Origin of the sequence: Algibacter sp. AS12 (assembly GCF_046736315.1) — a bacterium.
GTDB lineage: Bacteria > Bacteroidota > Bacteroidia > Flavobacteriales > Flavobacteriaceae > Algibacter_B > Algibacter_B amylolyticus.
In genome coordinates this window covers 2,073,127-2,098,699 of record NZ_CP151841.1, presented here as the reverse complement: position 1 = coordinate 2,098,699, position 25,573 = coordinate 2,073,127, and the positions used below count along the sequence as shown (strand labels likewise).

The following is a 25,573-nucleotide window of genomic DNA, read 5'->3' as shown; positions in this document are numbered from 1 at the left end:
TTGGCATTATCTTATTGTTAAGTTTCAATTTTATAATTTTGAAAGTTGAATTAGACAAAGTTGAACGGTTGTTTAATTTGATTTTTTTTTGAAAGACTGTTCCCTCTAACGGAATGGTCTTTCTGTTTTAGTTTTGTTTTTAAGTTATAGTTTGTGGTTTTTTTATATTAGTTAGTATAGTTCATGTCAAAGCGACCATTAGTAATTTTGACTTCTTCACAATCATCTGTAATGGTCGAGAATTCGAATCTGCCCGAAACTATATAATTTATGCGATCAATTTTTGTTAAATTAATTGATCCTACATATGTCTTATTTGAATCATATATACAGGTTGTGTTTTCATCTCTCTTGGTGTAGCCAGCTTTATAGATGTTATTTTCAAATTTATAAGTCTTATTTGCTTTTAAGGGGTCTGACAAACTGAGAAGTATGCTTTCATCATTATCATTTATACTGATACTTCCATTTATCTGCAAGATTCCACCTTGATATATTGCAACTAAATTATTAGTATTAGGTATAACAAATGCTTTTCCATTAACCAAACATCCAAATGTATTCTCCCCAGTTTGAGTTTTAGGGGGTAATTGGTTTATTGGATCTTTTGAAACATCATCATCGTTTTAACAACCAGTAGTGTTTAAAGTTATTAGAGGTATAACAATTAAAATTAATTTTTTCATGGGGGTTTATTTTTATCTAAAATAAAAGTAAGAAAAAAAAACAGCGCAGTTAATAAGTAGAAGTGCTTGTTTTATCAAATAACTCAATATTTAACATTTTTTTATTGCAGGAAAACCGTAAATGAGGAGTTTTGCAACATAAAAAACCACGCAAATTGCGTGGTTTTTTAGTTAGGATAATTAATTAATAATGGATATCTATATAAAATTGTTTATGTCTTATTCAAAACTTTTGTAAATATATATCTAATAAAGGGCGGAGCAATGTCAGTTTCTTGTCTTTTAGACTATAAGATGAAATTCTCGACTAAAAACTTTTTGAGCAACACGTTATCGATTTTGATGTATTTAATCGGTTTAATATGTTTTAAATAAAAACCATGATTGTACGACTAAATGTATTTGAATTAGAGCAAAGCTATTATGCTACATTAGATTTACATGAATATAGAAATAAGAATTTCAGCTGTCTGTCAGTTAGTTGAAATCAAGTCTTTATTCTTATATCTATGTTCTTAATTTTTTATTCAACAATTACAAACTCCACACGCCTGTTGGCTTGTAAATCACCATCAGAGCAGCTCGTTTTACAATCAATAAGTGGTTTAGTTTCTCCATAACCTTTAGATACTAAACGATCTTTAGAAATACCGTTTTCAATTAAATAGCTAACTGCAGATACCGCACGCTTGTTGGACAAGTTTAAGTTATAAGATTCTCTACCTTTATTATCGGTATGCGCGTTAACTGCTAATTTCATGTCTGGGTTGGCCTTTAATACTTTTATCACTTTATTTAATGATATAAACGACTCTTCCTTTACATTCCATTTATTAAAATTAAAATAGATATTTTCTAATACAATACGCATTTCATTTTCTACTTTAGCAATTACTGGTTCGGTTGTATGTAGTTCAATGTCCTTTTTATAAGTGGTTTCTCTACCGCTATTGGCAAAAAAGGCAACAGTAGCATCTTTAAATCCATCCTTTTCAGTTGATATGCTATAGGTTTCAAATGGTGATACATTAAAGCTAAACGTAGCATCCTTTGCAGTTATTGTTTTGTCAATTTCGTTACCTTCATCATCCTTCAATATTACTATTGTATTTGGTAATTTAATTTGCGTTTCTAAATCTAAAATTTCCCCTTTAATAGATTGAACAACTTCATTATTGGTTGCCGTATAAATATCGTAACCTCCTTTACCGTTTGGTCTGTTTGAAGATACATATGCTTTATTTCTAGCCGCTAAAAAATAGGCTATTTCATCGTACACCGTATTTATGGTATTCCCCATATTTCTTGGCGCCTGAAATTCATTTTTAGAGTTCTTACTCACAAAAAGATCGTAACCTCCAATGTTTTCGTGTCCTTTAGATGAAAAGTATAAGTACTTATTATCTGGTGATAGCGAAGGGTATTTTTCATCGGCCGCAGTATTAATGGTATGTCCTAAATTTTTAGGTGACCCTAAAGTTCCATCTGTGTTAATAGTTGACACATATAAATCGAACCCACCAATAGCGTCTGGGTAATTAGCCGAAAAATATAATTTATCGCCTGTGTTATTTACAAAAGGCGTTTCAATAGAAACATTAGTATCGTTAACACTTAAAACTTGGTTATTAATCCAATTACCATGAGAGTCTTCTTCTAATTCAGCTTTGTATAGTTTAAACTCAAGCGAATTGTCTTTACTACTTCGAGTATAATAAACTGTATTTTCGTCAGGAGAAAAGGTTAATTGGTCTTCGCTGTCATTGGTGTTTATAATTCTACTGAATAATAATGGCGAACTTAAAGAACCGTTTTTATCGATATCCAAACAAAATAATTCTTTAAACGCCTCATGCGTATTAGGATCGATTTTAGCCAGTCCTCCAATTTTTTTAGAGGATACCATAATGAGTTTATTTTTAAAGAAACCTGAACCAATTTCGGCATATCGCGTACTAACACCAGCATCTAATAAATCGAAATTAAAACCGTTAGCGCTTATTGCAACTGGTTTAACCACAGTATATGTAGGCAATGTGTTTGTAGAATTGTATGGCGAGTTATTAAAAGCGATAGCATTGTTAGGGCCTTGAGCAATTATAAAATTGCATGCTAGGACAATGAAAAAACAAAGTTTAGTTTTCATTTTGAGAGGGTTTAGGATTAATTCCTCTAAATGTAATATGGAACTAAAAGAATATTAAATTTATTTGATTAAATGGCACTTAAAATCGTTAATTTCCTGTTTTAGAGGGGAATCTGACAATAAAATTGATTAATCGCATAATTTAAGTAAATGAGCGAAATAGCCTCTAATACTGCACTCTAAGCTCTTATTTAATGGTAATAAACTATTTTAAAAACAAAAACCTGAAGCAAGTATTAAAACCGCTTTAGGGATTGCAGAGAAAAGCACAACCCTAGTAGCACCCTGTCTGCCGGCAGACAGAGGTTCAAATAATGTATTTAAAATGTTTAGGCAAAGAGATTATCAAAATATGAAGTGCTAAAAACGGTATATAAAAAAAGCCTTACTAAACAAATAGTAAGGCTTTTAAATTATTTAATTTGATTACCATCTTTATCGAAAAAGTGGTATTCTAAATATGTGTAAGCATCTCTTGGTAAAATTTTAACCCATTTTTTGTGCTCTAAAAACCATTTAGTTCGCACAGATGGAATACCTTTTGTTAAAAAGGCTGCTATAAAAGGATGTGTGTTTAAAGTCAACCTTTTGTAGTCTTTTTTAGTTAGTCTTTCAAGATCTTGATTGATTTTTTCAATCAAACCAATTGGTGCTTCAACCTCAGATCCATTAATAATCTCATCGGGGTTTTCCTCGCGAGTTTTAATGTTCATTTCTGGGCGAACACGCTGTCTTGTAATTTGTATCAAACCAAATTTACTTGGCGGCAATATTTTGTGTTTTGCTCTATCGTCCTTCATTTCGTCACGAAGATGGTTGAAGAGTTTTTGCCTGTTTTCTGCACTGGTCATGTCTATAAAATCTACTACAATGATTCCGCCCATATCACGCAAGCGTAATTGACGAGCCATTTCGGTAGCAGCTATTAAGTTAACCTCTAATGCGGTATCCTCTTGATTGTTTGCTTTGTTAGATCTATTTCCGCTGTTTACATCAATAACATGAAGGGCTTCGGTATGTTCTATTACCAAATAGGCACCTTTTGCCATGGAAACGGTTTTTCCAAACGAGGTTTTAATTTGTCTTTCTATTCCGAATTTCTCGAAAATTGGGTTGTTTGACTGATACAATTTAACTATTGATTCTTTCTCTGGTGCAATTTCCTGCACGTAATCTTTAATTTGATAATACAGCGTTTCATCATCTACAGTTATTCCTGTAAAGGTGTCATTGAATATATCTCGTAAAATTGACGAGGCTTTATTCATTTCTCCTAATACTTTTGTAGGGTGATGCGCTTTGTGTAGCTTTTTACACATTGCCGTCCAACGACTAAGCAAATTTTGTAAATCTTTATCTAGCTCTGCTACTTTTTTGCCTTGTGCTACCGTACGTACAATAACGCCAAAACCTTGGGGAGTAATACTCTTTACCAAGCGTTTTAAACGATCTTTCTCTTCGCGATCTTCTATTTTTTGAGAAATAGATATGCGTGTAGAAAAAGGTACTAAAACAATATATCGACCAGCAATAGATAGCTCTGAGCTTATTCTAGGGCCTTTTGTTGATATAGGTTCTTTTACAATTTGTACTAATAGCGATTGATTAGATTTTAATGCGTCGGAAATTTTTCCGTCTTTATCAATATCTTTTTCAAATGGGAAATTTTTTAAAGAAAATTCCTTTAGCTTACCTGTGCTTACACGTTTTGTGAATTTTAAAAGCGAAGGTAGTTTTGGCCCTAAATCATGATAATGCAAAAACGCATCTTTCTCATAACCTACATTAACAAATGCAGCATTTAGTCCAGGAACGGCTTTTCTGATTTTGGCTATAAACACATCACCAACAGCAAAGTCGTTACTATCTTCATCTTTCTGTAATTCAATAAGTTTTCCATCTTTTAATAAGGCAAAATCAACATCGTCAGAACTAGATCGAATGATCAATTCTTTATCCATTTAGTTAATTTTTGTCCCGATAAATCGGGATGGATTAAACATTATTTTTTCACAGGATTTTAATCCGTGGAGTTCAAACAACACCCAAAAAGGGTGTTAAAAAATTATTGAACTCATTTCAATGAACTTGTTTGTTTTTTAAAACCAAAAAAAGTAGCTAATCTAACTACTTTTTTGATTTATTTTTTCTTCTTGTGACGGTTAGCGCGTCTACGTTTCTTACGTTTGTGCGTCGCTACCTTATGTCTTTTACGTTTTTTACCACTTGGCATAAATAGTGTATTTTTAAATTAATAATTCGTTTTATTACTGAACATCTTCAGCACTTAGTTACTTTATTTAACGTCTACATTTGTTTTAACGCCTTCAACAAAAACTTTTGCAGGCTTAAATGCAGGGATATTATGAGCAGGTATTTTTATAGTTGTATTTTTAGAAATGTTTCTACCCGTTTTTTCAGCTCTAGTTTTAATAATAAAGCTACCAAAACCTCTCAAATAAACATTGTCTCCACCTTCTAAAGAAGTTTTTACTTCTTCCATAAATGTTTCAACCGTTGCTTGAACATCTCCTTTTTCAATTCCTAACTTCTCAGAAATTTTTGCTACTAAATCAGCCTTCGTCATTTTAATATATTATTTTTTTGTTACTAATAATTCTAAAAGGGATGCAAATATATGCATTTAATATTCAATATTTCAAACCTAATTCACTAAAATTTAATATTATAAACGTTTATTTTTGTTTCCTCGATTAAATGATTTTATGATATTTTCAAAAACGCTAATACATTGGTACTCAATACACAAACGCAATCTACCTTGGAGAGAAACCAACAACCCTTATTACATTTGGCTATCAGAAATTATTTTACAACAAACACAAGTTAAGCAAGGTTTACCTTATTATGAAGCTTTTGTAAGCAAATTTCCGTCTGTTTTTGATTTAGCAAATGCAAATGAAAGTGACGTTTTAAAACTTTGGCAAGGGTTAGGTTATTATTCTAGAGCTCGAAATTTACATGCATCGGCAAAATATGTGGCAAATGAACTAGAAGGTGTGTTCCCTAATAACTATAAAGACCTATTAAAATTAAAAGGTGTAGGCGATTATACGGCTAGCGCCATTGCTTCTATTTGCTTTAACGAAGCTGCTGCAGTTGTTGATGGTAACGTATACCGCGTGCTATCTCGTTATTTTGATATAGAAACACCTATAAATTCATCAAAAGGTGCAAAAGAATTTAAAACTTTAGCTCAAGAGCTAATTGATGCAAAACAACCTGCCAACTTTAACCAAGCCATCATGGAATTTGGCGCCACACAATGTAAACCTAAGAATCCAAATTGTACCACCTGCCCTTTTAACACCAGCTGTTTAGCATTAAAGAGAAATAAAATAGCCGATTTACCGGTAAAAATAAAATCCGCGAAAGCGAAAAAAAAGTATTTTAATTTTCTAGTTTTTATCTCTGAAGACGAAAAAACCATTATAGAAAAACGTAAAGGCAAAGGCATCTGGCAAAACTTATACCAATTTCCTTTAGTTGAAACTGAAAATGAATTAACTGAAAAAGCATTTAAAAACCTAGTTTTAAATCATGATTTACTAAAAGATACGGCCTTTAAAATGTCCTTATATAATAAGGAGTCATTAATACATAAATTATCGCACCAACATTTGCACACAAAATTCTGGATTATTAATACTGAAAAGCTTCCTATTAAAGGCATATCAACCTCAAAAGTAAGAGAATTTGCTGTACCTATATTAATAGGTAATTTTATTGAAAGCTTTAATTTTTAGATGTTTTGCCTTAACAATCATATTTTTTTATTAATTTTAAATAAATGCAAAGCAATTCAGTAATTTTGCATCTACTTAAACTATTAATTATGGCGGGTTCATTAAATAAAGTTATGCTTATTGGAAATTTAGGAGATGATGTAAAAATGCATTATTTCGAAGGTGGTGGTTGTATTGGGCGCTTCCCTATTGCTACTAGCGAAACTTATGTAAGCAAACAAACTAATGAGCGTATTACAAATACCGAGTGGCATAATATAGTGGTTAGAAATAAAGGTGCCGAAATTTGCGAAAAGTACTTAAGTAAAGGCGATAAAGTTTATATTGAAGGTAGATTGAAAACAAGAAAATGGACGGACGAAAAAGGAAACGACCGATATTCTACCGAGATTCAATGTAATGATTTCACCTTTCTTTCCACAAAAAAGGATAGTGAAAACAATGCAAGTGGGCCTGCAGAACAAAAATCTGCTGCACTGGCAGCTCCTAAACCAAGTAGCCAACCTGTAGAAGAAGATAATGACGACCTTCCATTTTAATAATTTTCTCGATAACTTATCGAGAACCCTTTGTTTAACTAAACCAGTTGTAATTGGATCCTGACCCCGCGAGTTTTATACTACTAATTATGGCAATTGATGTTTCGATTGTTTTTGGATTTGCATTATTAGTGCTGCTTTTACTTTGTTCTGCCCTTATTTCTGGAGCAGAAGTTGCCCTTTTTTCTTTAAACAGAAGTGATATTGAGAGCGGTTTAGAACAAAAATCTAAACGTATTGAAATACTATCGCAACTTTTAGAACGCCCTAAAAAACTACTAGCAACCATTTTAGTAGCAAACAACTTTATTAATATTGCCATTGTTATTTTGTTTGCCTTTTTAGGCGATTTTATGTTTGGAAATATTACTAACCCTACCATTAAATTTATAGTAGAGGTTGTAGTTATTACCTTTTTAATCTTACTTTTTGGCGAAATATTACCTAAAATTTACGCTAGCAGAAATAATATAAAGTTCGCCACATTTATGGCCTACCCGCTTAAAGTATTAGATGTGGTTTTGTCGCCTATTAGTTTGCCTATGCGCAGTGTTACACTTGGCATTCATAATAAATTAGGTAAGCAGAAATCTAATTTAAGTGTCGACCAACTATCCCAAGCCTTAGAGCTTACTAGCGAAGAAGACACCACAAAAGAGGAACAAAAAATTCTACAAGGCATTGTTTCCTTTGGTAATACAGACACTAAGCAAGTTATGCGCCCTAGAATTGATATTTTCGCCTTAAATATCGAGAACAAATACCTAGATATTATGCCAGATATTATTGAAAATGGCTATTCTAGAATCCCTGTGTATCGAGAGAATATAGACACCATAGAAGGCATACTTTATGTAAAAGATTTATTACCTTATTTAGATAGAAAACAGTTTGATTGGACCACCCTTTTAAGAGAACCTTTTTTTGTGCCAGAAAACAAAAAACTAGACGATTTAATGGCTGAATTTCAAGAGAAAAAGGTACATTTAGCTGTTGTCGTAGATGAATACGGAGGCACTTCTGGATTAATTTCTTTAGAAGATATTATTGAAGAAATTGTAGGCGATATAAGTGATGAGTTTGATGATGAAGACTTAATGTATTCTAAATTAGACGACAACAATTATGTATTTGAAGGCAAAACGGCTTTAAAAGATTTTTACCGAATTATTAGACTTGAAGATGAGACTGTTTTTGATGCCAATAAAGGTGAAGCAGAAACCGTTGCTGGCTTTGTTTTAGAAATATCAAAGAGTTTCCCAAAACTAAATAGTAAAATAAATTTCGAAAATTACGTTTTTACTATTGAGGCTATGGACAAAAAACGTATTAAACTTGTTAAATTTACCATGCTATAATTACTGAATACTGAGACTGAAAACTTCATGATTGTAAAAACAAAAACTTACTGCGTACTTAAAAGTCTATTCTTAACTTTTGTTTTGGCACTAACAGCATGTGGTGAAGACCATGTACCTAAACCAAAAGCAGAACTAAGGTTAGACTATCCAACAGCCAATTATGTGGATGCTAATTTAAATTTGCCTTTTGCTTTTGAAAAAAATTTACTAGCAACTAAAGTGGAATCTAAAGCGTTAAAATCACTTACCGAGAGCTACGGGATTAATTTAGAATATCCAGCATTAAAAGGTACCATTTTTTTAACCTACAAGGCCATTAACAGCGACCAAAACAATTTTAAAGCCTTTTTAAGAGACGCTCAAAAATTCACCTTAGAGCATACTAAAAAAGCAGACGAAATTCCGGCCTATCCATTTGAAAATAAACAAAGAAAGGTATACGGTATGCTATCTGAAGTTAAAGGCAATGTGGCATCGCCAGCGCAGTTTTATGTAACAGACAGTATAAACCATTTCCTTACAGGGTCTTTATACTTTTACGCTAAACCCAACTACGATTCCATTTTACCAGCAGCAAACTATTTGCAAAAAGACATTAAACACATTATGGAAACTATTACATGGAAATAAAAAAGGCTTCCTACGTGGAAGCCTTATTATTAATATGTTTATGTAAAGTATCAGTTATGCTTCTTTTTTAATACAACATGCTTCTTTACAATCTGGCTTACAAGCCATTTTTTCGCCTTCTTTTAAACCAGCCTTACAACACGATTTCTCGCAACCTGGTTCACAAGCTTTTTTGTCTTTATCTGCACAACAAGCTTTTTTACAATCGACAGCACAGGCTTTTTCCTTCGAGAAATCATTTACCGTTTTCATGTTGCTTACCTTATAAACATCGGCAACATTAACTACAGCGTCTTCCAAAGATTTTGGAGTTACCTTGGCTTCATCATATTCTACCATGGCCAATTTTTTATCAAAAGAAACCGTTGCAGACTTTACTCCATCCATCTTAGAAATTTTCTTTTGAATAGTCGCAGCACACCCTATTTGGCACGTCATACCATCTATAGTAAATTCCGCTTTTGCATACTTGGCATTAGGATCCAATTTTTTAGCCACAGCGTTTTCAACCTCAACAGTTTTTACTTCAGGACTTTTATCGTTTTTACAGCTAACAGCAAAAATAGCAACTAGTGCAAGTGTTAAAATTAATTTTATTGATTTCATTTGGGTTTTATATTTTATTGTTACTCCTGCAAATTTACTAAATATTGACTTTAAGCCCTTTATAAATTCAAGTATTTATGATACAAATAACACTTCTATGCCCGCTAATTATTTAGAAAAGAGGCTAATAATTATAATATTTCAAAAATTTTCACGAAATTTAAGAGATTCAACCCTCACAAAATATGAAAAATTTATCGCTTCCCATTCGTTTCGGTTTAGTTACAAGTGCAGTATTAATAGCTTATTTCTTGGTATTAGCACTCGTTGAAAAACACACAAACCCTGCCTTTAGTTTTGTTAACGCCATAATAACCGGCTTTGGTATTTACGAATCTATACGTTTTTCTAAATTGGAAAGCCCAGAAAAATTCTCGTATGGCGAAGGCTTTAAAACGGGTATTATAACAGGTTTTGTTGCTACTCTGGCGTTCACAATATTCTTTTTATTCTACACCACAGAGGTTGACCCTACGTTTTTATCAAAATTGATTAAAAATTTTAACGGTAATTTTAATCTCGATATGGGCATGATAACCTTTGTTGTAGCCGTTATGGGGCTAGCTACTACGGTAGTTGCTTCACTTACAGTCATGCAACTTTTTAAAAAAAGCAGAAATATGTCTTAAATTTAACGATAACGTTTGTAGATTAATTAATTAGAAGTATATTTGCACTCATTTTTGAACAAAATTAATTAATAAAAACGTTACGCTATGTACGCAATTGTAGAGATAGCAGGGCATCAATTTAAAGTTGAAAAAGACCAAAGAGTTTTTGTTAACCGTTTAGCAACAGAAGAAGGGAAAGCAGTGTCTTTCGACAATGTACTTCTTTTAGGCGATGGTGACAATATAACTGTAGGCGCCCCAGCTATAGATGGAGCACAAGTTAGTGCAAAAGTCTTAAAGCACCTTAAAGGTGATAAAGTAATAGTATTCAAGAAGAAAAGACGTAAAGGTTACCGTGTAAAAAACGGACACAGACAATCTTTAACTGAAATCGTAATTGAATCAATAGTTTCTTCTGGTGCTAAAAAAGCAGCTCCAAAAAAAGAAACTAAAAAAGCTGAACCAAAAGTAGAAGCGAAAGCTGCTGCTCCTAAAGCTGCTAAAAAAGCAACAGGGAAAGCTGACGATTTGAAGAAGGTTGAAGGTATTGGTCCAAAAATTGCAACAACTTTGATTGAAGCAGGAATTTCAACTTTTGCTGAATTAGCAAAAACTGATGCTGCTAAAATTTCAGAGATTATTGCAGGTGTACGTGGCAATCACGTTACAGACACATGGCCAGCACAAGCTCAATTAGCTGCCGATGGTAAGTGGGATGAGCTTAAAAAATGGCAAGACGAATTAGATGGTGGTAAAGCTTAAAAGCAACCACTTAAGTATAACAATATAAAAACTTAAGACAATGGCTCACAAAAAAGGAGTAGGTAGTTCTAAGAATGGTAGAGAATCAGAATCAAAACGTTTAGGCGTTAAGATTTTTGGTGGACAAGCTGCCATTGCTGGAAACATTATATTAAGACAACGTGGTAATACACATCACCCAGGTGAAAATGTATACCAAGGAAAAGATCATACTTTACACGCATATGTTGATGGTGTTGTAAAGTTTACAAAGAAAAAAGATAACAAATCTTATGTTTCTATTGAGCCTTTTGATGCTTAAGAAATAATTTTCTTTTAAATTTTTAAAAGCCCTTTCTGTTTTACAGAAAGGGCTTTTGTTTTAATAGTAATAAAAAATTAATATTAAAACCATGTTAACGTAAAGTGTGAGTTCTTACTTTGAAAATTTACACTTATACTAAATATGAGATTTTTAAAACAACTCGCTCTTTTACTTTTATGTATTTCTAGTTATAAACTTTCGTATGCGCAAGAGAACATAGATTATAACCAAGTAATTGCAAAAATAAAGGTCATTAATACAAATCTCAATCTTGCCAAACTTAAAAATGACACCCTAAATATTGCTAAAAACTATATTCTATTAGCTAATTTTTATAAACACCTAAGCTTAGATAGTGAAGCCATAAAAAACTATCACCAAGCGCAAGATGTTTACTTAAAAAAAGACACACTGTACGTATATGCTAATAATCAAATTGCTTCCATTCATCTTCATTTAAAACAGTATTCTGATGCTTTCGAGTATTCAAAAAAAAGCATTTCCATTGGAAATTTAATATCATATCAAAAAGGGGCAGCAAGTGCCCGGGCGATAATAGGAAGTGTTTATGAAAAGCAAGGCAATTACGATGAAGCATTAAACTATCAAAAACAAAGTTTAATAATTTTTGAAACACTTAAAGATAGCACTGGCATAGCGCTAACCAACGAAAATATTGGTAGTATTTATGAAGATTTAGAACAGTTTGATTTAGCAAATAATTACTTTAATAATGCTTATAATTTTGAAATTGACAGCACTTCCAATTTAAAAATTAATATCATTAACAATCTATCCGATGTTAATAGAAAGCAGAAAAAATATAAGCAAGCTCTAGAATTAACCCGACGAGCTCTACGTTTAGCAAGAAAGGAACATAATAAACAACAAGAGGAAAGTGCGCTTAAAGATTTAGCTAGAACATACGCAGAGTTGCAAGATTTTAAAAAAGCATACACCTACTTAAATCAACAAAAACTTGTCAACGAGCAAGCGTTAAAAAACCAAAACATGCAATTGGTAAGTGCCATGGAAGTACTTTATAACGTAAAGGAAAAAGAAGCTCAGGTATCTATACTTAACAAGCAAAATAAAATTAGTGAAACAAGACAAATAGCCATAGCACTAATAAGTATAGCTATAATTATAGTTTTTGTTGTTTGGTTAATACATTTAAAAAAACGTAAAAAGCAAGAGCAGAAACTGCTAAAATACAAACAGAAATTACTGCAGGCAGATCTAAACATTAAAACAGCCCAAGAAGCATCGTTAAAAAGAGAAATCGATATTAAAATTTCGGCCTTAACAAACTATAGTTTAAACTTAGCACATAAAAATAAATTGCTAGCCGATGTTTCTAGAGCACTTAATAATTTAAAAACAAGAAATGGAGACTTTGTAAAAACCAAACTCCCCAATATTATAAAAGATATTAATTCCGATTTATCAAAAGAAAATGAATGGACGGAACTTATGGCCTATTTCAGTCAAATAAGCCCTAATTTTTTCATAACCTTAAAACAACAAGTTAATGAAGAGTTAACATCCTCCGAAATGCGCTTATGCATGTTGCTTAGGTTAAACTTATCTTCAAAAGCTATTGCTTCAATTTTAAACATTACTCCAGATAGCGTTCGTATAGCCCGTTATAGAATGCGTAAGAAGCTACCAATAACTTCAAAAAATGACTTACAAGCCTATATTTTAAACCTTTAACTTAAGTTAAAAAACTATCAAGTCAATATTATCCCAAGGTTAATGTTGCTATCATTTATAGGTAAAATTCACTTCCTAATTACCGTTTATTAACATCAATTTTAGCTTAAAGCCATGTTGTGAATATAGTTTTGCATCAAACCAAAATTAATTAACAACAACATGAGAAAATTTCATTTTATAACATTATTAACCATGTTAATAACCTCTTATGTGTTTTCGCAAAACGGAAATGTGCAAGGTGTTATAACAGACAATAATGGTATTACTGTACCAGGAGCAACCGTGGTCATCTCACAATTAAAAAAAGGCGCAGTGTCTAATTTCGATGGCAAATTTACATTAGTTGATATCCCAGAAGGCAACTATACGTTATTAATTGAGTATATAGGCTATGCAGATTATAATGAAAATATTACAATTACCGCAGGTAAAACGGCATCGGTAAATATTCACTTAGCTTCTGAAAACACAGAATTAGACGTTGTTGAGCTTACAGCCTATTCTATTGGCAGTCAAGCCAGAGCATTAAATACTCAAAAAAACAAAACCAACATTACAAACATTGTTTCTACCGATCAAATAGGCAAATTCCCAGATGCGAATATTGGAGATGCCGTTAAGCGTATACCAGGCATTACCATGAAAGTAGACCAAGGTGAAGCAAGAAACATTATTATTAGAGGTTTAGCACCTCAACTAAACTCGGTTACCTTAAACGGAAGCCGAATTCCTTCTGCCGAAGGCGATAATAGAGAAGTACAAATGGACTTAATTCCATCGGATATGATTCAAACCGTAGAAGTTAACAAGGCCGTTACTCCAGATATGGATGCCGATGCGCTTGGTGGTTCTGTAAATTTAATTACTCGCACATCGCCTCAAGGATTCAGGTTATCTGCAACCGCAGGTTCTGGGATAAATTCTATTACAGGAAAACGTATTTTAAACGGATCGTTTTTATTAGGAGATAGAAGCGACAACGGAAAATTTGGATGGCTAGTATCTACATCCATAAACGATAACGATTTTGGAAGCGATAATTTTGAAGCCGAATGGACCGACGAGTTCGAGTATAACAATGGAGACGAAGACAACTTGGAGGAAGTTGATGTTAATCCTTATACAAACGTTTTCGAAATAAGACAATATTTAGTACAACGAATTCGTAGAAGTTTTTCAGCTAATTTCGATTATAAATTTAACGACAACAACAGCATCTATTTTAAATCTATTTACAATTGGAGAGACGATCGTGAAAACCGTTTTGTTCTAGAACACGAAATTTTAGATGGTGAAGATATTCAAGCAGGCGATTTTACAGTTGATGGAAACGGAAACTTAACCATGTTTCCAGTTGAAGCAAAACGCGAAACAAAAGCTGGAATAGATAATAACCGAAACAAAAATACACGTTTAGAAGACCAACGTATGCTAAACTTTAGTTTAGGCGGAAACCATTTAATTCAAAACTTACAAGTAGATTGGATGACCTCGTATGCAAAAGCCTCGGAGGAGCGTTTAAACGAGCGTTATTTAGTTCACGAAAGCGAGTATAGCATAAATTATAACAACAACTCAAAATACCCGCTATACACTCCAGTTAATGCGGATGATGCCGCATATAACAATTTTGAGTTTGACGAACTAACCGAAGAAAACCAATACACCGAAGAAAACGATGTAAATGTATTTGTAAACTTTAAATTACCATTAAACTTATTTAATAGCAACGATGGCTTTTTAAAATTTGGTGTTCGTGGGCGTTTTAAAAACAAAAACAGAGATAATGATTTTACCGAATATTCTCCAGAAGATGCAGTCTTCGATTTACTAGGAACTCTTCCTACTAGAAATTATACAGACTCAGATTTTTTAGCAGGACAACAATATGCAGTAGGCTCTTTTGCTACTCCAGAATTTCTTGGAAGTTTAAATTTTACCGATACCACACTATATGAAGGTGAAGATTTAGTAGATGAGTACCAAAGCAGTAATTTTGATGTTAACGAAAATGTTTATGCCGGTTATGTAATGACTAGTCAGCAATTAACAGATAAATTGAGTGTTTTAGCTGGTGTTAGAATTGAAAGTACCAATTTAGATTCTGAAGGCTACAGATTAACCTTTATTGAAGAAGATGAAGATGCAGGCATTGATGAAGCCATTATTGTTGAGGCTGTAAAAGAAACAAACTCTTACATTAATATTTTACCGGGCTTACATTTTAAATATAATTTAAACGATAATACGGTTTTACGTTTTGCTTGGACCAACACTTTAGCACGACCAAACTACGCAGACCTAATTCCTAGAGCAGAAATAATTAATGAAGACAGCGAAATTGTACTTGGAAACCCAGATTTAAACCCAACAACATCTATGAATTTTGATGTTATGGCAGAACACTATTTTAAATCTGTAGGTATCTTATCTGGAGGTATTTTCTATAAAAAAATAAACGACTTTATATATACCTACCAAACCGAAACAACCGATAACACTTATGGCGATGACACTACCGGTTACGAAGTTTACCAGCCTTTAAACGGTGATGATGCTTCGGTTTTAGGCTTCGAATTTGCTTTCCAAAGAAAACTAGACTTCTTACCAGGTTTTGCTAAAGATTTAAGTATTTATTTAAACTACACACACCTTACTTCTAACGCTAATGGTATTAGAAACGAAGATGGCGACGAACGCGACGATTTAGGCTTACCAAACACAGCACCAAATATGTTTAATGCATCATTAGCATATGCAAATAAAAAGCTTAGCGTACGCCTTTCAAGTAACTTCTCGGACTCTTATATTGATGAAATTGGAGGTAATGCCTTTGAAGATCGTTACTACGACAAACAATTTTTCCTAGACTTTAATGCTAACTATACCTTTGGTAACGGGTTAAGCGCTTATACAAGTTTAAACAATATTACCAACCAACCATTACGTTTTTACCAAGGTGTAAGTAGCCGTACCATGCAAAGCGAGTACTATGGTCAACGTTTTACTATAGGTTTAAAATACGATTTATTTAAAAAATAAAATATGAAAAAATTATTATATACGTTTAGTTTAATAGCCCTTTTGGGGTCTTGTAAAAAACAGTTACCAGTTATTAAACCAACGGTTATTACAGAAAAAACACCAAACGACACAGACGATCCAGCAATTTGGGTAAACCCTAAAGATGCCTCAAAAAGTATTGTTTTTGGTACCGATAAAAAAACTAACGGTGGGGTTTATGCTTTTAATTTAGATGGGAAAATTATCCATGAAAAAAGTATAAAAAACATTCAACGCCCAAATAATGTCGACTTAGAATACGGTTTTAAACTAAACGATTCTACACAAACCGATATTATTGCGTTTACCGAACGAGAACTGCAGCAAATTCGTGTGTTTTCTGTACCAGACATGAAACCTTTAGATGGCGGTGGTTTTAAAGTTTTTACCGATGCAACAGAACTAGAGCACAATGCACCCATGGGCATTGCGCTATATAAATCGGCCAAAACCGAAACTGTGTATGCCATTGTTGGTAGAAAATCGGGACCAAAGACAGGATATTTATATCAATATGAATTGGTTTCAGATAGCTTAGGTGTGCACGCCAATTTGGTAAGAAAGTTTGGGAACTTTAGTGGTAAAAAAGAAATTGAAGCCATAGCCGTCGATAACGAAAATGGCATTGTGTATTATTCTGATGAAGGCCATTGCATTCGAAAATATTATGCCGAACCAAGTATGGGCAACGAAGAGTTAAGCTGTTTTGGTAGCGAATATTTCACAGATGATATTGAAGGTATTGCTATAGCAAAATATAAAGACAAAGGCTTTTTAATAGTATCTAACCAACAAGCCGACAGTTTTAATATTTTCGATTTAAAAACCAATGCATTTATAAAAGAACTTAATTTAGGCACTATTGAAACTGATGGTTGCGATGTTACAACTGCAGCTTTAGGTAATAAGTTCCCTAACGGTTTATTTGTTTCTATGAACGATGAAAAGAATTTCTTTTTTCATGATTTAGCACTACTAGAACTAGATTAATTTTTTTGAAGTTAATTGTTGTTGAAGCTCTTTCTATTTACAGAAAGAGCTTTTTTAATTATAGCCATAACTAAAGCATGAAGTATTGAAACCTTTATTTATTTAAAATATCGTTTACAATTTTTAAATGATGGTTGGTATGCACATATAAAAAACGAAGGGTTTTTGTTTTAGGCAACTTTCCAAAAATAAAATGTTTGTAAAAGGCGTTTTTAGGCAATGCTTGCAGTTTTTCAATATGAGATTTTGCAATTTGTATTTGGCTTGTTAAATCTTCAGCATTAATATGTTCTGGTGGTAAAACGGCTTTTGGCGCCTTAACCTTACCTCGAGGAAAATAACCTAACGGAAATAATACAGTACGCATAAGGTTAAATTTATATTGATACTCGTTAGGATTCGAGTTTCCTATCCATTCGCTAACCGCATTAAATACTTTTAGAGTATGGTCTAGTTGCCAACCAATACCAGCTTTGGAAACCGAAGGATTTTTTACGTCCTTTTTAGGAATAAGTCCTTCTATTTTTGCTAACTGCGCTGTTAATTTATTTATCGATTTATCTGCCATAAGAAAATTATTTTAAAAGTATTAATAAAATCCTTAACTTTAAAGTATTGCATTCGCAATTTATCTATTGTTTAATTTTTAATTCTATAATTATGCTACCATTTAGATCTGAAATTAGAAACTCGCCTAGTAGGTCAACTATAAAGATTTATTTAAGTGATGAATCTTTAGATGCTAAAATTAAAAAACATTTAGAGCACTTTAATGAAATAGAAGAAATTGAACTTACAGAAAGTATTGGGCAAAATCGTGTTGGAGAAAATATTACCGTTTTTTTAAAAGATGATGCGGATATTAGTAAGATGAAAAAATCGATAGACTCTAGTTTATGGTGGTATTTTGAAGAGGATATGGTTGATTAATAACATTTTGTTTTGCGTTAGGGATTGCAAAGAAACATGTATGTTCATGTATATTTTAATATGAATTAAAAAGGCATGAATAAAAGCCCCACCCTTTTGGTAACACCCATATGCATTATTATTGTGAAGATTCTGAAACAGGTGAGGATGACTAATCACTCTTTAAACCAACTGGAGTATTTTATATAAGCGTCGGCAATTCGGTTAATTTCGCCCAATACATGTGCTTCGCTTACGTTTTTAACTTTTTTTGCAGGTACACCCGCATAAATACTCCCCGACTCTACAACCGTGTTTTGCGTAATTACCGCGCCTGCTGCTACTATACTATTGCTTTCTATAACGCAGCCATCCATAATAATACTGCCCATACCTACTAAAACATTGTCGTGAATGGTACACCCATGCACCAAAGCATTATGCCCTACAGACACGTTATTACCAATGGTTGTACCCGCTTTTTGATAGGTACCATGTATAACGGCACCGTCTTGGATATTTACCTTATTACCCATTTTTATAAAGTTTACATCGCCACGAACTACGGCGCTAAACCACACGCTACATTGGCTCCCCATAGTTACCTCGCCCACTATGGTAGCATTTTCGGCTATAAAACAATTGTCTGGTATTACAGGCGAATGGCCTCTTACTGTTTTTATTACTGGCATAGATAATGTCTTTAAAAAAAGGAGTCTTATAATTTTGAGTTCCTTTTAGTTTGTTTGCATGTTGTTTTTCTTGCTACGCTCGAAATTCGTTTTGCTAATTGTAAAATTAAAGAATTCGATTCAATTTATGAGATTCCCGTTTTTACGGGAATTTATTTAAAATAAGACAATAAGTCTGATTTCTTAGATGCCGAAACCATAACTTGTTTTCCGTTGCTAAGCACTACGCTTCCTCCTTTTCCTTTAACGTATTTAACAACCTCGTTTACGTTTACTAAATAGGATTTATGAACTCTGGAAAAGCTTGAGTTGCCTAAAGCTTCTTCAAAATGCTTAAGCGTTTTGCTAACTATTTTCTTTTTATTGTTGTTAAGGTAAATCTCGGTATAATTATCGTCGGCTTTACAATAAAGAATGTCTGATGTGTTTAAAACCTCGAAACCATCTAATTGCGGAATGGTAATTTTACCTGCCACCATATTAGTTTTAGGCACAAGAATTTGATCTTGCAGTGCGTCTTCTTTTGTTTTTATTTCGGTAACATAATCTACGGCTTTTATAAGCTCGTCTATAGAAATGGGTTTCATTAAATAGTAACTAGCATGGGCGTTTAGCGCATGGATAGCATAATGGTTATAGGCGGTTACAAAAATAGTTTCGAAATTGGTATCGCCCACCTTATCTAACAAATCGAAGGCGTTACCATACGGCATTTCAACATCTAGAAACACTAGATCTAAATCATGATTACGAATTAAAACCAGTGCTTCGTCTACATTTGCTGCTTCACCTAAAACAGTAACATTTGGACAGTATTTTTTAAGGTAATTTTTTAGGATTTCTCTACTGGTTTCTTCGTCTTCGACTATTATTGAGGTTAATTTCATATTTATATGTTTAAAGCCAGAAGTTGGAAATGAGAAGCAAAATTCGTGCTTCGCTCTCCTAACTTATAGCTCTTTTTAATCTTTTTTTAACGTTACAATAACTTTGGTTCCTGTGTCTTCTTCAGCTTGAAAATCGTCAATTAAAACATCTACCTTATCCTTATACATTTCGTTTAAAATAGACACTCGCTTTTTAATATTACCCATGCCTTTTGAGTTTTGTTTCTGCTGGTTTTCGGTTTTTAAAGCCTTAGATTTTTCGCGTCCAATACCGTTATCTGTAATGGCAATTTTAATTTCGTCGGGCTTGGTTTGAGCAATACTAATAATAAGCATTCCCTTGGTTTTTTTATACCTTAAACCGTGCCAAACGGCATTTTCTATGTACGGCTGAAGTAACATTGGCGGTATTACAAAGTCTTTTACTATAATATTTTTATCTACATTTATGGTATAATCAAATTTATCTTTAAACCTAAAATGTTCTAGTTTGGTATAAAGTTCAATGAGTTTTAGCTCTTTTTCTAATGGGATAAAATCTTCTTCACTGTTTTCTAAAACGGCTCGCATTAATAAAGAAAAATCGGTTAAATATTTATTTGCTGTACGCTCATCGTTTGATGCTATAAAGCTATTAACAGAGTTTAAGGCATTGAATATAAAATGCGGATTCATTTGACTTCTTAAACTTTTAAGCGCCAATAAATTATTTGCTAATCGTTGTTGCTTAATGTATTTAAACATTAAAAAGGCTCCTATTAATAAGAGGATTAAACCACCAATTAAGGAGTAAATAATAAGTTTTTGGCGTTTGGCCTGCTCTATGGATAATTGATATTTACTTTCGGATAATTGCCTGTCGCTTTCCAGACTAGAAATGCGGTTTTGTTTACTTACAATATCTTTACTAAACCTTGCTGCTTGCGATATTTCTTGCTCTTTCTTGGAATATAATTTATCAACCAGTTCTACATAATCTTGATACGCTAACAAAGCTTTATTAAACTGTCCGGCATCTCTATAAACTTCTGAAAGTTTTCTAGTAGCATCTTTTTGAACCACTAAATCGGCTTTACTACCAGCCTCTTCAATACTGCGTTCTAAATACGGAATGGCGCTATTATAATCTTTTTGAGAAGCATAGGCGTTACCAATTTTATAGTTTTGCTTTTGCGGTGTTAATGGGCTTTCGTTATCAATATCGTCGGCTTCACTTTCAATTTCGCTAATGGTATTAAGAGCTTCCTTTCTTAGCTGAATTTCGTCTGAATAATTATTAGTTTCATTTTGAAAATCGGCTACTTTGATTTGTTCCTCGACGGCTCGTTTCTTGTTTTCGCTATTGGCTAACTTTAAAGATGTATTAAAAAAGCCCTGTGCTTTTTGTGTTTCACCTTGGGCGTTGTAAGCCTGACCTAACTTAGAGTTTAAATCGGTTATTTTAGGCGTTATCAAATGCTTTTTCGCTACTTGTAATCCATCTTGGTAAGAACCAACAGATAAGTTGTAAGACTTGGTTAATAGATACACATCACCTAAGCCTTCATACAAATCGGTTAACTGCCAATTTGTTAAACTACTTTTATTTATAGCTTTGTAAACCTGTAAACTTTCTTGATAGTTTTTATTGAGCTTATACGCCTTAGCTAGCTTTAACGAAACCTCATTTGAACTTGTATTTTGTAAACTAATTCTATAATTAGAAACTGCTAAATCGTATTGTTTCCAATACATATAAATATCGCCTAAAACCTCATAGGCTTCACTATTCTGTTTTGTTGAATTGGCTTCAGAAAGAGCATCAGCAATAAATTGAATACTTTTTTTGGCGTCTTTTTTTAAATATACTTCCGCCGAATCTATTAAAGGCGTAAATAATTCTTTTTGATATCTGGAAAGAGATTTAAGTTTAGAGAGTTTAGATTCTTCTTCATAATTTGGTTCAACCTCCACCTTTATGCGCTCATTACTTTTAATAACATAAAATACGGTTTCAAAATCTTTATGTTTTATAGTTAACTCGTCGCCTTCTCTAGCTTCAATTCTAAATTCGCCATGAATATCGGTAGCCGAATAGCCACCACCATTAACTTCAATATTAACATCGGGAATGGGTTTTTGGGTATCACTCTCCACCACCAAACCGCGCACTGTAAACTTAGGCCCTTGGTTTAATCCGTCGCGCGTGTTTTGAGCCTGCAAAAACAGGCCACACAACACAAAACATGTTATACATATATATTTAATAACCGACTGCATACTTTATTTTAAGTAGCTAAACTTACGCACTTTACTTGGTAAAAGAAAATGTGTGTTTAACAAAACCGTGTATTTACATAACTAAAAATTAGGCTTTACGAATTTAGTGGGTTTGTTTACGCATTAAAAAAGCCCTTTTACTCATTCTTCATTTTATAAGAATTATGTTGGGCATAGTTTTACGTTGTAGATCAATACGTCCAAAATAGGGCGATTAATAATACTCATTAATCTTAAAACGAAAAACCATGAAAACGTATTTTAAAACTGCTTTACTTTGCGCAACTTTAGCGGCATTCACTACTTCTTGCAAAGCAGAAAACAAAAAAGAACCTATTGCCTTAAACGAAACCAAAACCAATAACCCAGAACCAAACAAACAATTTATTAAGGTGGCTTTATTATTAGACACTAGCAATAGTATGGATGGTTTAATAGACCAAGCAAAAGCTCAACTTTGGGATATTGTAAACGAACTATCTTATGCCAAATGTGGCACTAGCAAACCCAATTTAGAAATTGCTTTATATGAATATGGCAATGATAGACTTAACGGAAACGAAGGCTATATTCGTCAGGTTTTAGCCTTTAGCGACGATTTAGATGATATTTCAAAAGAGCTTTTTTCGTTAACCACAAATGGTGGCGAGGAATATTGCGGACAAGTAATTCAAACCTCATTAAACCAACTAAATTGGGGTAAAAACGCAGACGATTTAAAACTGATTTTTATTGCAGGAAATGAGCCTTTTACACAAGGAAAAGTAAATTATAAAGATGCAGCAGCAAATGCAAATGAAAAGGATGTTACCGTAAACACTATTTTTTGTGGCAATTACAACCAAGGTGTTTCTAGCCAATGGAAAGATGGTGCGCAATTAACAAATGGTGATTATATGGCTATAAATCAAGACAAAGCAACCGTACATATAGCATCGCCTTACGATGACGCTATTTTAATTTTAAATAAAAAATTAAACAAAACGTATGTCGCCTACGGAGCTAAAGGTAGCCGAAAAATGGCGCTGCAAGCAGAACAAGACATGAATGCAAGTGGCTACAGTAAAGCCAATGCTGTAAAGCGAACAGTAAGTAAAAGTTCGCATTTATATAAAAATAAAAGTTGGGATTTAGTGGATGCTGTAGAGCAGGAAGAAGTTGTTATTGAAACTATTAATGACGATGAGTTACCTACAGAATTAAAAGGCAAGTCGAAATCTGAAATTAAAGCCTATGTAGATACCAAAAGTAAAGACCGAGAACGCATTCAAAATGAAATTGCTGATTTAAACGCTAAACGTGTAGTACATATATCTAAACAAAAAAGTGAACAAACCAACAACTTAGAAAACGCTATGACTAATGCAATAAAAGAACAAGCAAAACGAAAAAAGTATACTTGGAAATAAACACTTAAAAATAAGTTCAAAATAAAAAATCCCGCTACTAAGCGGGATTTTTTATTTATATATCATTTAAAACAACGTATTAGTTAACTGCTGGACAGTTACACGCATATTTCTTGCGGCGACAACCAAAGTTATATCCTAATGTAATCTGATGAAAACCACCACTTGTAAATACTATAGGATTGGTTTGATATGTATACGTGTAAGCAAACATATAATTGTTATAGTTTGCACCAATAATTCCTGTTACTTGGTTTAATTTTTGGCTATTTACACTGCTACCGTCTAAATATTCGGCACCATCTAAACTTTGTCTGTACGAAGCACCTCCCCATAATTTACCAAACTCCATCTCTTTATAAACCTTACCATTAAAATCGAGGCTAGACTCTTTAGTTAAATCTCTGTATTGAAATAATACCGACGGCTCGTAACTCCAATCGCTACCAAACCTACTAAATACATTTCCAACCGAAAGCAAATAACGTCTTAGGTTGCTTGTAATTTCTAAATCGCTATTAACCCCAGAATTATTTAATAAATTCTTTACCGTACCATGTGCATAAAAGTCTAGGTAGTGGTAAGAGAATCCTAAATCCACATTAAAATTAGTTTCATTTTGCACAACACCATCAATTATTGGATCTGGAATAGGCGTACCGTCTAAAAACGTTGTTTCGTCTAATTGGTATTGAATAAAACCAGCACTTAAACCAAACGACAACATATTTAAATCGGCTTCACTTCTAGAAAACATAAGGTGATGTGCATAGGTTAAATAGGCACCTTTTTGCGAATGATACCCGTTATTATCTGCATATACAATACCTCCAATAGCAGATTGAGATTCCCCTATTCTGCCATTAATACTAAGTGTAGTAAGTTTAGGTGCATCATCATGACCAAACCATTGTTGCCTTCCTGTTAATCTAACCTTAGAGCAATTAGCAATACCAGCCATAGATGGATGAATTAAATAATAATTATCCGTTAAATAATCCGTATAAATTGGCAAACCCTCTTGAGCCGTTGCTATGTTTGAAAACACAGCTGTTATTGCCACTAAAATGATAGTTCTAAAATTCATAAACCCTATTAGGAAGTAAGTTTAGTTTAATACAAACGCCTTGATTCTTAAAAAATTACACATAAAAAAGACAAAATCAAGCTTTACCTTTCTAGCCTTATTATTGCAGGCAACAAAACTCAAATATATGGATAACTAAAGTTTTCTTTTAGTATTTTTGTAAAAAATTAGCTAAAATGAACACTTTCAAGGTTTCTGTGCAAGAAACATCCAATAATGCTATAGTAAAATTCGAGGTCAATCAATTTATTACAAAACATCAAAGTTTTGAATTTAATAATATTGACGAGGCTAAAAATGCACCATTAGCACAACAATTATTCTACTTGCCTTTTGTAAAAAAAGTATATATATCTGGAAATTTTATTGCTGTTGAACGTTATGATATCGTACAATGGAATGATGTACAAGATGAAGTTAGCGAACAAATTGAAACCTACCTAAACGATGGTGGCGTTGTGGTTGAAGAATCTGCAACCGCTAAAAAAGTAGCGGTAACGGTTTATGCAGAGAGTACACCTAACCCATCTGTAATGAAATTTGTTGCCAACAAAAAAATGGTTGCGGCTCTTTTTGAGTTTACATCTATCGAAGAAGCTAAACTATCGCCTTTGGCTACAGAGTTATTTCATTTTCCGTTTGTAAAGAGCGTATTTCTTGATGAAAATTATGTTTCTATAACAAAATATGATATTACAGAATGGCAGGATATTACAGTCCAGCTTCGTGAATTCATTAAGGATTATATCGAAAAAGGAAAAGACGTTGTATTACCAGAAGCTGTAGAAAAATTAAAAAAATCCACTAAACAAGTTGATAGCTATTTTGAATCTTTAGATGATGTTTCAAAAGAAATTGTAAACATTCTAGAAGAATATGTTAAACCAGCAGTTGCTAGTGATGGTGGTAATATTCAATTTATTTCTTACGATTCAGCAAGTAAAAACGTAAGTGTAATGCTTCAAGGAGCTTGTAGTGGATGTCCGTCTTCAACTTACACCTTAAAAAGCGGTATTGAGAATATGCTTAAAGAAATGTTACCAGGGAAAATTGAAACTGTCGAAGCCATAAATGGATAAGCCCATGTGACTTTTTTATATTTTAAGTGTCAAAAAATCACTACATTACAAGAAGTAATTGTTAATA

The 25,573-nt window shown here is 32.9% G+C and carries 23 protein-coding genes; 13 read left to right on the top strand and 10 right to left on the bottom strand.

Annotated elements, in window-relative coordinates; genetic code table 11:
* Positions 1-167: 167 nt before the first annotated feature.
* From AAFN75_RS08620 to AAFN75_RS08605, 4 genes are all read right to left on the bottom strand, one after another.
* The gene (locus AAFN75_RS08620; protein ID WP_411809171.1) at positions 168-548 is read right to left on the bottom strand and encodes a DUF6252 family protein; all 381 of its coding nucleotides are present in this window, start codon (positions 546-548) and stop codon (positions 168-170) included.
* 661 nt (positions 549-1,209) lie between these two features.
* The gene (locus AAFN75_RS08615) at positions 1,210-2,832 is read right to left on the bottom strand and encodes an OmpA family protein (RefSeq protein ID WP_411809170.1); all 1,623 of its coding nucleotides are present in this window, start codon (positions 2,830-2,832) and stop codon (positions 1,210-1,212) included.
* A gap of 413 nt (positions 2,833-3,245) precedes the next feature.
* Positions 3,246-4,793: an Rne/Rng family ribonuclease gene (locus AAFN75_RS08610; protein ID WP_411809169.1), complete on the bottom strand. Its 1,548-nt coding sequence runs from the start codon at positions 4,791-4,793 to the stop codon at positions 3,246-3,248.
* Between the two features lie 335 nt (positions 4,794-5,128).
* Positions 5,129-5,419 (bottom strand): HU family DNA-binding protein, encoded by a 291-nt coding sequence (locus AAFN75_RS08605; RefSeq protein WP_055442767.1) that lies wholly within the window; start codon positions 5,417-5,419, stop codon positions 5,129-5,131.
* A gap of 139 nt (positions 5,420-5,558) precedes the next feature.
* On the opposite strand from AAFN75_RS08605, the gene mutY reads away from it, so the two are divergent.
* The 4 genes from mutY to gldD all read left to right on the top strand — a co-directional run bounded on the left by mutY (position 5,559) and on the right by gldD (position 9,129).
* A complete protein-coding gene (gene mutY / locus AAFN75_RS08600) occupies positions 5,559-6,599 on the top strand; it encodes an A/G-specific adenine glycosylase (RefSeq protein ID WP_411809168.1) in 1,041 nt (346 codons plus the stop codon).
* 89 nt (positions 6,600-6,688) lie between these two features.
* The gene (locus tag AAFN75_RS08595; protein WP_411809167.1) at positions 6,689-7,138 is read left to right on the top strand and encodes a single-stranded DNA-binding protein; all 450 of its coding nucleotides are present in this window, start codon (positions 6,689-6,691) and stop codon (positions 7,136-7,138) included.
* Positions 7,139-7,191: 53 nt separating this feature from the next.
* On the top strand, positions 7,192-8,496 hold the full coding sequence (locus AAFN75_RS08590) for a gliding motility-associated protein GldE (RefSeq protein ID WP_411809166.1): 1,305 nt from the start codon (positions 7,192-7,194) through the stop codon (positions 8,494-8,496).
* Between the two features lie 27 nt (positions 8,497-8,523).
* Positions 8,524-9,129, top strand: a complete 606-nt coding sequence (gldD, locus tag AAFN75_RS08585; protein ID WP_411809165.1) for a gliding motility lipoprotein GldD — start codon at positions 8,524-8,526, stop codon at positions 9,127-9,129.
* Positions 9,130-9,183: 54 nt separating this feature from the next.
* Here gldD and AAFN75_RS08580 read toward each other — a convergent pair whose 3' ends face one another.
* Positions 9,184-9,735: a heavy-metal-associated domain-containing protein gene (locus AAFN75_RS08580; RefSeq protein WP_411809164.1), complete on the bottom strand. Its 552-nt coding sequence runs from the start codon at positions 9,733-9,735 to the stop codon at positions 9,184-9,186.
* Positions 9,736-9,920: 185 nt separating this feature from the next.
* On the opposite strand from AAFN75_RS08580, the gene AAFN75_RS08575 reads away from it, so the two are divergent.
* From AAFN75_RS08575 to AAFN75_RS08550, 6 genes are all read left to right on the top strand, one after another.
* Positions 9,921-10,364: a DUF4199 domain-containing protein gene (locus tag AAFN75_RS08575; protein WP_411809163.1), complete on the top strand. Its 444-nt coding sequence runs from the start codon at positions 9,921-9,923 to the stop codon at positions 10,362-10,364.
* An 87-nt stretch (positions 10,365-10,451) separates the two neighbouring features.
* Positions 10,452-11,108 (top strand): 50S ribosomal protein L21, encoded by a 657-nt coding sequence (rplU, locus tag AAFN75_RS08570; RefSeq protein ID WP_411809162.1) that lies wholly within the window; start codon positions 10,452-10,454, stop codon positions 11,106-11,108.
* Between the two features lie 40 nt (positions 11,109-11,148).
* Positions 11,149-11,409, top strand: coding sequence for a 50S ribosomal protein L27 (gene rpmA, locus AAFN75_RS08565; RefSeq protein WP_144115167.1), 261 nt, complete (start codon positions 11,149-11,151; stop codon positions 11,407-11,409).
* A 144-nt stretch (positions 11,410-11,553) separates the two neighbouring features.
* Positions 11,554-13,128, top strand: coding sequence for a tetratricopeptide repeat protein (locus AAFN75_RS08560; protein ID WP_411809161.1), 1,575 nt, complete (start codon positions 11,554-11,556; stop codon positions 13,126-13,128).
* A 162-nt stretch (positions 13,129-13,290) separates the two neighbouring features.
* Positions 13,291-16,173 carry a TonB-dependent receptor gene (locus AAFN75_RS08555; RefSeq protein WP_411809160.1) on the top strand — a complete coding sequence of 961 codons (2,883 nt, stop codon included), beginning with the start codon at positions 13,291-13,293 and terminating at the stop codon, positions 16,171-16,173.
* 3 nt (positions 16,174-16,176) lie between these two features.
* Positions 16,177-17,184 carry a phytase gene (locus tag AAFN75_RS08550; protein WP_411809159.1) on the top strand — a complete coding sequence of 336 codons (1,008 nt, stop codon included), beginning with the start codon at positions 16,177-16,179 and terminating at the stop codon, positions 17,182-17,184.
* Between the two features lie 94 nt (positions 17,185-17,278).
* Here AAFN75_RS08550 and AAFN75_RS08545 read toward each other — a convergent pair whose 3' ends face one another.
* On the bottom strand, positions 17,279-17,752 hold the full coding sequence (locus AAFN75_RS08545; RefSeq protein ID WP_411809158.1) for a DUF1569 domain-containing protein: 474 nt from the start codon (positions 17,750-17,752) through the stop codon (positions 17,279-17,281).
* 92 nt (positions 17,753-17,844) lie between these two features.
* Between AAFN75_RS08545 and AAFN75_RS08540 the strand changes: the two genes are divergently transcribed.
* Positions 17,845-18,114 carry a hypothetical protein gene (locus tag AAFN75_RS08540; protein WP_144115162.1) on the top strand — a complete coding sequence of 90 codons (270 nt, stop codon included), beginning with the start codon at positions 17,845-17,847 and terminating at the stop codon, positions 18,112-18,114.
* A 155-nt stretch (positions 18,115-18,269) separates the two neighbouring features.
* Here the strand turns inward: AAFN75_RS08540 and AAFN75_RS08535 are convergent, their stop codons facing one another.
* From AAFN75_RS08535 to AAFN75_RS08525, 3 genes are all read right to left on the bottom strand, one after another.
* A complete protein-coding gene (locus AAFN75_RS08535) occupies positions 18,270-18,785 on the bottom strand; it encodes a gamma carbonic anhydrase family protein (protein WP_411809157.1) in 516 nt (171 codons plus the stop codon).
* Positions 18,786-18,937: 152 nt separating this feature from the next.
* A complete protein-coding gene (locus tag AAFN75_RS08530) occupies positions 18,938-19,672 on the bottom strand; it encodes a LytR/AlgR family response regulator transcription factor (RefSeq protein WP_411809156.1) in 735 nt (244 codons plus the stop codon).
* Between the two features lie 75 nt (positions 19,673-19,747).
* Positions 19,748-21,931, bottom strand: coding sequence for a histidine kinase (locus AAFN75_RS08525; RefSeq protein WP_411809155.1), 2,184 nt, complete (start codon positions 21,929-21,931; stop codon positions 19,748-19,750).
* A 248-nt stretch (positions 21,932-22,179) separates the two neighbouring features.
* On the opposite strand from AAFN75_RS08525, the gene AAFN75_RS08520 reads away from it, so the two are divergent.
* On the top strand, positions 22,180-23,340 hold the full coding sequence (locus AAFN75_RS08520) for a vWA domain-containing protein (RefSeq protein ID WP_411809154.1): 1,161 nt from the start codon (positions 22,180-22,182) through the stop codon (positions 23,338-23,340).
* 79 nt (positions 23,341-23,419) lie between these two features.
* Here the strand turns inward: AAFN75_RS08520 and AAFN75_RS08515 are convergent, their stop codons facing one another.
* Positions 23,420-24,427 (bottom strand): type IX secretion system membrane protein PorP/SprF, encoded by a 1,008-nt coding sequence (locus AAFN75_RS08515; RefSeq protein ID WP_411809153.1) that lies wholly within the window; start codon positions 24,425-24,427, stop codon positions 23,420-23,422.
* 176 nt (positions 24,428-24,603) lie between these two features.
* Here AAFN75_RS08515 and AAFN75_RS08510 point away from each other — a divergent pair, with 176 nt between their 5' ends.
* Positions 24,604-25,506: a NifU family protein gene (locus AAFN75_RS08510; RefSeq protein WP_411809152.1), complete on the top strand. Its 903-nt coding sequence runs from the start codon at positions 24,604-24,606 to the stop codon at positions 25,504-25,506.
* The last annotated feature ends 67 nt before the right edge of the window (positions 25,507-25,573 follow it).